Source organism: Spirochaetota bacterium (assembly GCA_038043445.1).
Taxonomy (GTDB): Bacteria; Spirochaetota; Brachyspiria; order Brachyspirales; family JACRPF01; genus JBBTBY01.
This window is the reverse complement of the sequence record JBBTBY010000113.1, coordinates 1-7,505: the sequence shown is the minus strand read 5'-3', so window position 1 is coordinate 7,505 and position 7,505 is coordinate 1. Positions and strand designations below refer to the sequence as shown.

6 protein-coding genes are annotated in these 7,505 nt (G+C 55.5%); all 6 read right to left on the bottom strand.

The window, feature by feature from the left end:
• Nucleotides 1-25: 25 nt before the first annotated feature.
• Entirely contained in the window at nt 26-1,003 is a 978-nt protein-coding gene (locus AABZ39_15765; GenBank protein ID MEK6796237.1) for an FAD-dependent oxidoreductase, read from the bottom strand.
• Between the two features lie 8 nt (nt 1,004-1,011).
• Nucleotides 1,012-2,997: a hypothetical protein gene (locus AABZ39_15760; GenBank protein ID MEK6796236.1), complete on the bottom strand. Its 1,986-nt coding sequence runs from the start codon at nt 2,995-2,997 to the stop codon at nt 1,012-1,014.
• Between the two features lie 97 nt (nt 2,998-3,094).
• A complete protein-coding gene (locus AABZ39_15755) occupies nt 3,095-4,099 on the bottom strand; it encodes a sialidase family protein (protein MEK6796235.1) in 1,005 nt (334 codons plus the stop codon).
• A gap of 175 nt (nt 4,100-4,274) precedes the next feature.
• Nucleotides 4,275-5,561, bottom strand: a complete 1,287-nt coding sequence (locus AABZ39_15750; GenBank protein ID MEK6796234.1) for a sialidase family protein — start codon at nt 5,559-5,561, stop codon at nt 4,275-4,277.
• Nucleotides 5,562-5,583: 22 nt separating this feature from the next.
• Entirely contained in the window at nt 5,584-7,287 is a 1,704-nt protein-coding gene (locus tag AABZ39_15745) for a right-handed parallel beta-helix repeat-containing protein (GenBank protein ID MEK6796233.1), read from the bottom strand.
• A 2-nt stretch (nt 7,288-7,289) separates the two neighbouring features.
• Nucleotides 7,290-7,505: RraA family protein (locus AABZ39_15740; GenBank protein MEK6796232.1), on the bottom strand; the 216-nt coding region annotated here is incomplete at its 5' end.

The following is a 7,505-nucleotide window of genomic DNA, read 5'->3' as shown; positions in this document are numbered from 1 at the left end:
TTACAAGATAATCGACCGTGAGCCGTTATTCACCGTTGATTCGCCGCGTTTCGCGAACACCGAGGTCAGCGGCCACGGCTTTGATCTCCTCATGAGCCATGCCCGGGAAATATTTCCTGAATACGGGAAGCGTCGCCTGGATGCGTTCATGTTCGATAACGAGAGCCTTCGTCCGCGAGAACGAATCGACGCCGTCGATGCCGGACACTTTTCGGCCGTTCACCATGAATGTCCCTTTGCGATTGAGCCTGACGAATATCATTATCTCATAATCGAAAAGGTCGACGCCGTCCGTGCGTATACGCGCCATGAGTTTCCTGAACCGGGGATCGTCCTGGCTGTTCACATACGACATGAGACCGTCCTCATCGACATTCTCGATGTGCATGATCAGGCTTGCCGGTGTCATATAGCCATCCTCTTCGGCACCCTTCACGAACGGACATCCGGCCATCGCCGCTATATCGGCATCACCCGTCGCATCGATGAACGTTGCTGCCTCGACAGTGAACAGACCTTCCTTCCCTGCCAATGTGACAGCGATCACTCGATCACCGCGCTTTTCAATCGCTGCCGCATGAACGTTCAGAAGGAGCGTAACGCCGGCATCATTGATCTTTCTCTCAAGATACGCAGCCATTGCGAATGGGTCGAACGGTACACCGGCGATGAGCGATCCTTTGTATTGACCGTACGGAGTATACTGCACATCGGCATGATCGGATGCCGCGGGTAGAACGCTTATACCGCGTTGTGCCGTTTCTTCGCAGAACGTTCTGAACAATCCTCCCACCGCCCAGCGCGATGTATCTATGCATCGCCCGCCCAGCCAATGCGATACGAGTCCCGCTGTCCCCATTCCACCGACTTGACTAGACCTCTCGACGAGAAGCACGGATGATCCTTCGCGCGCAGCGGCAATTGCGGCTGTTAAACCGGCGGGGCCAGCCCCAACGACGACGACATCATAGCGAAGGTACTGCGATCCTTCATGCCTGTTCATGGGTAGACCTACTTTATGAATATTCTAAAGGCAAGCGGTGTTGTCTTTTTTTTCGCAATTCCGTCAATCCGAACATCAGCGGTATTGCTCGCATGATCAGCCGGCACATCGATAGTAAGGGGTATCTGTCTCATAGCCATGGCTTCTACCGATATCGTATCTGCAGTAGAAACAATAACGCCTCTCGCTGTCGTACGGAGCGGTACGGTTTTTTTCTCGCCGAAATTATAAACCTCGAGCATCGCTTCAAAGCGTTCACCTCGTTTGCACACATACCCGAGCGGCGCCCAGCCGGTTGCAAGTCCGTCCCAGTTCTTCGAAGGAGTCGACGAGTCGTCGGCGATAGCGTTCGAATGTACGCGAAGTGCGAGCACAATGGAGAGATCATCGGTACTTTCACTTTTCCTTTCCGCGGATCGATACCGGTTCTCGGGCGTCGATACGGTAAGCTCTGAATCGAGGTTCGTTACAAAAACGGCCAGCCCTTTCTTCAGCGGAATTCGCCACTCCGTACCGAAGGCGGTTGCCGGAACAACACCGCCCATAGCGTCGAGCGCGTTCGGTCGCTTTCCAGGCAAGAGGATTTCCTCTTTGCCGGATATACTCCATGCGACGGCATTCCGGCCGCGCGGTGTTTGAAAAACATGAATTTCAGCGTCACCATGCCGGGAGACACCGGCATATTCCGCCCCGGCCATGACCGTGTTGTATACCGCGAGGGATACATACACCGGATAGGGCGTGAGATCTTTTCGAAGCAGTCCGAACTGTACTATTCCTTTACTCGCGGGAGAATAAAACGGGCGGAGCAGGAACCAGAAGAATTCATCGATACCGCGCGCGAACGCTATTGTCGATGCGCGCATGAGATAATCGACCTGCATGCGTGTCGCATCGTTGAACGGCGGCGATATGCCCCGGGAATATGCCCGCCCCGTTTCCGTTATCCATACCGGCATGTCTATCGCGCGATCACGGAGAAGGTCAAGGTGCGCATCGACGCTCTCCGCGAAAACGTTCTTTTCAAGCGGCGAATAGGTGTGGAAATTGTATCGATCGATGTACGGCACGACGCCGTTATCGAGCATGAGCGCGATGTATCCGCGGCTGACATCTCGGGCGAACGCACCGTTCAATACGAGCGGCCGCTTTTTCGCCGCCATAAGACCGAGCGCACTCGCTTTGAGGAAGGCGGCATACTGATCGGGCGTGCTTTTCGAAAAATGCGATATATCCGGCTCATTCCACAATTCCCAGGCGGGAACAATCCCTTCAAAACGATCGGCAGCCTCTTTCATGAATCGGTATGCGGAGAACAGATCATCCGGAAGCTGCGTATCCGTATTCTGCACCGTTGTCGGACGCGACCATGCCGGGGATGAATGGTTATAGACCGATATCCGTACATTTTCATCCGCGATCCGCGCAATACTTTTATCCCAATCCCATACCGAACCGTTCACATTCATTTTCCATTCTGTCTTTTCCGGTTTCGCCTGCATTTTCGACCAGGAAAAGCCCTCCCTCGCCCATGGCGCATGGGTCAGCCGCAGCGCTTCGATCAGCGCGGCATACCGTTCTTCACCGAATACCGTTATACCGGTGTGTATTGAAATAAGTCCCTTCCCCGCTACGGGGCGCGGCATTATTGCGAATGTCATGCATTGTTCATTGTCTGCCGGGGTCTTTCCGGAGAAAAGACCGTTCGTCGCGGTTGTGGTAACATCGAAGACGAAGGCTTCGCCTTGCGGTGAAGTTATGTCGATGCGATACCATCCTGTGTTGCGAATCTCGGGGGCGATGATCACCATGCCATTCACGACAGGTGCATCGCTTTTCCACACGACCGTTCCCCAGAAATCGCTGACCGCGCACCGAACTGCCGCTGCGGCTCCCCCGGCAGTGAACCGTATCCGGACCGGCATCCCCTCTTCAAATAGAGTAAGCGCATACCTGTTCTCGTCACCCGGAACAATTGCGATCTTCGAATTCATGGATGTATCCTGAGCATATATTGTTGCCATGGCACACGCGCAGATCAGAAGGAATGAAAGAGAAATCCGTTTTGTCCTCATTGTGCAAGTCACATCGTTATACATCGTTCGTTCCATCGATCCATTCCGGAGAGAACCGCGCAAGCGTACAATATCTGTCATCGGCCAGCCGCCCATCGACACGATCACATTCATAGAAGCAGAGTATATGGCCGTCATTCGTATACGCAAGGTCGCTGTAGCCGGCATATCCTTTTTCAAGCGTTCGTTTCGCCCCCCACGTTCTGCAATCGTCCGAGCTCATGTACAGGGTGAGATTTTCACGCTCATACAGGCAGCCGTACCATTGCTGTGATAGATCATGCGGGGCGGGGCACGCGAACACGATACGCGGACGATCTCCGGACACACGAATGATAGAGCCCATGCATACCGGGTCTATCAGCGCATCGTCGAATACGGGTGAAGTCCATTTCGATGTGCCATTCGGGCTTATTGATACAAGGCGTCTGTGCCTGACCGATTCGCTTCGGATATTAAAATATACGCGGCCATCGCTGAGCTCCGCAAGCACCGTTTCACTCGGATTGATGAACTCCCCGCCGTGCAATCCGACGATATCGCCGCACTGCCACGATGCCCCGCCGTCGTCGGAAACGATGCTCGCTACGGCGGACGGGCGATGATGCTTCCCGCCGGTGGAAAGCCAGACCGATGCGATGAGCCGCCCCCCCGATAATTGAATGCCGTGCCCGGGACCGACCGCGATGACGTTCCAATCGTATTTCGCGCGAAGCGCCTCGAACGCGTGCGTGATATCGACGACTTCGCTGAACGATACACCGTCGTCAAGAGAACGCATATGATAACAGCGCGCATAGTTCACGCAGAAAAGCGCATGCACCGCACCGCTCCTGTCCGCTATCGTTGTGAAATTATTTATCGTGCTGTGCCCCCCTTCGTGTGTCACACCCATTGACTCGAACGTACGGTGATCGACGATGACACGCGGCGCATCCCAGGTCGCGCCGTTATCCGTGCTTCGGCGCATGAGAATATCGATGGGGGCCCAGTCCTGATCGACTAGAACGCCGTTGACCATACCCCCCCGTCGCAAGGCGTCCGTCGCAGTGCGCGAGAACGGCACCGGTCTTCGTCGTCACTAATCCGGGAATGCGGAAGACATGATAGCCGTTCGTGCGGGCTTCGAAAAGATTCTGCTTTTCAGGCAATGTGCTCATGGCAGGGATCCTCCGAAGATATCCTTTCGTCGGTGATCATTCTATTTCACTACGGAGCGGGAATTTACCAAGATCACTTTCGTTGATCGTAAGATGAAGCACCTGCTGCCATCGATGCGGTATGAAAAGATTCAACACGCCGTCATCGGCGAACATATCCGCGTACGAGCACTGATAGTTAAACCACGCGGTCTCGAGATCCGGCTTCGCCGCGTTCATGAGGACGAATCGCGGTTCGCTCCAGGTCTTTCCCTCGTCGGTCGAGAGCGAGAACCAAAGCTCCGCACGGTCATGCATGCCGGAGTTCTCGCCGGTCAAACCGCCGTAACGGACGTCGTAGTGGCGGTTGTGATGGAATGCGATAAGTGTCTTCCCGTCGGTAAGATGAAAAAGCATCGGGGGCGCGTCAGGATGTACGAGCGATGTCGGTTTCGGCTGCGACCACGTTACGCCGTCATCATCGCTTCGCGCTTCCCAGAGATGCCCGTCGCAGGTGCGTATCAGTATGAGCGCCTTGCTCCCGCCGAGCGCGATGGGCCGGCCCTCATCCATGCGATTGAACGCGGGAACGCACCAGCCTCCGTGACGCGGGCTCGGTGATACCGTCCATGTTTTCCCTTTGTCGTCGGAGCGCAGAATATATTGGCGCGTCATGAGCGGCTTATAGCTCCAGTCGCCTTCGTGCGAACCGAGAATCCATGTGCCGCTATCCGTCTCGCACATGCGCATCACCGACATGCCGCGGAAATCGGGGTCGTTCTTCGGCCGTATCAGACGCACTTCCGACCAGTGATGCCCGTCGTCATCGGAATACCGGTATCCGATGGGCGCATTCTCTCCCTGTCCGTGCTCCACCGAAAAGGATCCCCAATCCGGCTGCGTGCCGAACGCATAGATACGTTTCGATTCCTTCGGTATGAGCGGGATAAAACCGTGCTGATTGTAATCGATGTCGAAGGCGGCGGTCGGTTCGCTCCAGGTCCTGCCTTTATCGCTTGAACGCATCGCGACGAGGTCGTTCCTCTTTTCTTTGCTGCCGCCGTAATGCGAGACACGCTCTTTGAAGCTGCCGTCAAGCGAATTCGTCGGGAACATAAGAAGGTAATCGCCCCCGGGGGTGCGTGTCGCGCGGGTTTCAAAAAGCGTTCCATTGCCCTTCGCGCGATACACGACAGTCCCGTTTATCGCCGGCGCGCAGAGAAGCCCCAGGTCTTTCCTCAGCAGCAGCGGTTTCGGCGGGGTTGCCACTGAGATCGGTGTTTTGCCGCCGAGGTTCACTTCATTCGTCAAAGGAAGCGCTTCGTATTTTTTCGTGCTGTTCATCGTATGCTCCTTTTGGATGCGGCTATTTGGCGGTCCGATTATCACGTATCCGAATGCGATCCGTGCGATCATTGGCTATTATCACGGCATTGTTCGCGGCGCAATCCGAGAGATCGTTCCCGGTCACGTCCACATCGACGGCTTCGCCTATGCGGATACCGCCGTTCTTGAGCGAGCGGAACGTATTGCTTTGTATGAGCACGTTCTCGATGCGGGTGCGCTCACGGATATCCCCGAGAAGGCCCATGCCGATGGCGGTATTCAGTCCATAGCGGGCGACCACGCCGCAGTTCTCAAATCGATTATTGACTATCTGTATATTCCGCGTCGGCATCCCCTCGCCGTATGTCGCCGAGCCGATGAGTACCGCCGGCTCCATCATGTTGCGATAATGATTGTTCGATATGAACACATTATGCGTCTGTATGATGCTGCCCGTCGCATTGCAGTTCACGAACGTGGTTTCAGTGAGTGTATACGAGCGCGGGGCCCAGCTGATATTGCATATCACCGCTCCGGGTTCGGCGAACGCCGGCAGGTCAGCGTTGAAAGAGATGCTCCAGCGGTTCGATTCCGCATGGAATGAAAATGTTTCCACCATCGCCTGGAACGGCGAGAGTAACTTGTCGGGGCCATAAAATCCCCACGTAGATCCTTTGATGACGCCCACCGATTTTACGGAACCGGTACGCATATCACGGGTAACAATGCTCCGCGGTCCCGTGATCGCATCGACAACGAGGTGAGTCGAGTACACGCTCTGACAATCGTCCTGCACGCCCTCGAAATGACAGCGCGTAACGCGCAGATCGCCGCCGGTCGTTAACGCGAAACGAAAGCCATCGCGTGTTGTCGTGGCGATGCGCCCCTCCGTCGGGACGATGCGAAAACCGTCTACGAACGCGTCGCGAACATTCCGTACCTGCGCGCCGAAGCCGTTGGCGCTATGCATCCATACATTGCTTACCACGAGGTTACCGACGCGAAATACATGCAGGTTGACGCTTTCGGCGAAATAGCTTAAGAACCAGAATACCCACAGCCCGGGCTTTACCCGCGAGGCAAGACGCTCATCATCCAGCACCATCGTTCCGGGAGTACTTCCCGTACGCCAGAGTGATTTTCCCTCGTGGGTGTAAATGCGCCCGGAAATATATGCCTTCGCCGCGGGATCGTAGACGCCGAGATTATACGGCTTCATCCCGTCTATCTGCGGATGCCCCGCACGGATAGCCACCGTAACGCGGTTCCCATCCACCGACGTGACGACGCCGGAAGAATACATCCACGGATCCCAATCAAAAATTATATTTCGGAGGGTCGCTTCTTCGGTATCGATGAATCGGAGCATTGTCGGTAATGCCTGATCGACCTCCCCGAGGCTTTTTCCCATGAAAGTCGTAGCGGGGTTCCCTTTTTCGTCCACAGCACCTTCGATGCTCATGCCGCCCTTGGGAACGCTCACACGCAAAAAGTATGCGCCGTTGGAACCACCGAGATTCCCGTCCTGATTACGCATGAGATCATAGCGCCCCGCTTCGAAACGGACCACGCCGATACCGTTGGATATCGCGCTGGCGATCGCAGTTCGTATCGCGACGGCATCGTCCTTTCCATCGCCGGGGATGGCGCCGAATTGACGCACGTCTACCGTACCGCCGCCGAATAGTTGTGTGAACGGCAAGCCCGCCAGGATCAGGAGAAAATATATATACAGCGATCGCATATTCACCACTCGCCCGCAGCGCCGAATTTTTCTTTTGCTGCTTTTCCGAATGCCGCTCCTGCTTCATTGAACGATGCAAGCATTTCCGCCGTGGTCTTTCCACTCGTACTCCGGGCAGCGCGAATGACCGAATTGCATTCATTCGCATCCATGAATGCCGCGGCTTCGACAATGCGCGCCTCGTCCTCTTCCGGAATGACGAGAAAACCGTGCTTGTC

Bases quoted from the DNA above. Each gene is read 5' to 3' on its own strand.
- AABZ39_15765 (MEK6796237.1), bottom strand. From the start codon at position 1,003: ATGAACAGGCATGAAGGATCGCAGTACCTTCGCTATGATGTCGTCGTC.
- AABZ39_15760 (MEK6796236.1), bottom strand. From the start codon at position 2,997: ATGAATTCGAAGATCGCAATTGTTCCGGGTGACGAGAACAGGTATGCG.
- AABZ39_15755 (MEK6796235.1), bottom strand. From the start codon at position 4,099: ATGGTCAACGGCGTTCTAGTCGATCAGGACTGGGCCCCCATCGATATT.
- AABZ39_15750 (MEK6796234.1), bottom strand. From the start codon at position 5,561: ATGAACAGCACGAAAAAATACGAAGCGCTTCCTTTGACGAATGAAGTG.
- AABZ39_15745 (MEK6796233.1), bottom strand. From the start codon at position 7,287: ATGCGATCGCTGTATATATATTTTCTCCTGATCCTGGCGGGCTTGCCG.